Annotated in this window: 1 protein-coding gene; it reads left to right on the forward strand. The window is 56.9% G+C overall.

From position 1 onward, the window contains the following. On the forward strand, positions 1 to 1,600 hold a 1,600-nt coding region (locus tag CFR80_RS18060), incomplete at both ends, for a Tn3 family transposase (RefSeq protein ID WP_110507847.1).

Genomic DNA, 1,600 nt, shown 5'->3' on the forward strand with positions numbered 1-1,600 from the left:
GTCATCTGATTGAGGCGCGTGATCAGGGTGTTGATTCACTGTCTGCCATTACGGGAATTGACTGGCCCCGCCTCCAGGACGCCATCGGCAGGGCTGAAACCCTGACAGCTCCAGAGACCATTGATCGCACGGCCGAACTGATCAACCGGCATCGCTCTCTTCGTCCTGCCATTGGTCCATTCCTGAACGCGTTCCAGTTTCAGGGTGGTCGCACGGTACAGGGATTACTGAAGGCGGTGCAGATCATTGGAGACCTCTATCGGACCGGTAAACGCCGCTTGCCTGACTCCTGTCCGATCCGTTTCATTCCGCCTTCCTGGCACAGCTTTGTCAGGCCAGAGGGAACAGTCATACGACAGGCTTACGAACTCTGTGTTCTGACCCAGCTGCGCGAGCGTCTGCGTGCCGGAGACATCTGGGTAACGGAAAGTCGCCAATACCGCGCATTCGACACCTACCTTCTTCCGGAAGCCACGTTTGCAGCGATGCGCGCGCAAGGACCGTTGCCTCTGGCGATCAATGCTACGGCTGACACGTTCCTTTCTCAACGGCGTGCAGTGCTGGAAACCGCGCTGAACCGGGTGACGGCTCTTGCCAGGAAGGGCGAGTTGTCACAGGTCCGGCTTGATGCACATGGTCTTGTGATTTCGCCTCTGAAAGCAATTACACCCCCTGCTGTGGAAGAGTTGAGGCGGGCGGCTTACGACCGGCTGCCACGGATCAAGATTACTGATCTTCTGCTGGAAGTGGACCGCTGGATCAGCTTCACCGACTGCTTTACCCATCGCCGTTCCAGCCGTGTCGCGGATGACAAAAACGCCCTGCTGACGGTGATCCTGGCGGATGGGATTAATCTTGGTCTGACACGCATGGCCGACACCTGTCAGGGTGCCACCCTGCGCCAGTTGGCGCATCTGCATGACTGGCATATCAGCGAGGCCGGATACGCCGAAGCCCTTGGCCGTATGGTTGCAGCCCATCGTGGGCTGCCCCTGGCGTCACTCTGGGGAGACGGCACATCGTCCTCAAGTGATGGTCAATTGTTTCATGCAGGTGGCAGAGGCGCTGCGATCAGCGATATCAATGCGCGCAATGGCAGTGAACCGGGCGTCAGTTTCTACACCCACATCTCCGATCAGTATGATCCGTTTTCGACCCGGGTGATTGCTGCGACGGCCGGTGAAGCGCCCTATGTTCTGGATGGACTGCTTTATCATGCTAACGGACTTTCCATTGAAGAGCATTATACAGATACGAGTGGGGCATCGGATCATGTTTTCGGGCTGATGCCCTTCTTTGGTTATCGATTTGCGCCCAGGATACGGGATCTGAAAGAGCGGAAACTTCACCTTTTTCCGGGACAACACCCGGGCGAACTTCTGGGTGGGATGGCCGGTGACCTGATCAATACCAACCATATTGTGGAACACTGGGACGACCTGCTGCGTCTCGTCACATCTATTCGGAGTGGAACCGTGACCGCTTCGGCCATGCTGCGCAAACTCGGATCTTACCCCCGTCAGAATGGTCTGGCTGTGGCTTTGCGCGAAGTCGGCCGGATCGAACGGTCAATTTTTATGCTCGACTGGATACAGGATCT

The organism is Komagataeibacter oboediens, from assembly GCF_003207815.1.
Taxonomy (GTDB): Bacteria; Pseudomonadota; Alphaproteobacteria; order Acetobacterales; family Acetobacteraceae; genus Komagataeibacter; species Komagataeibacter oboediens.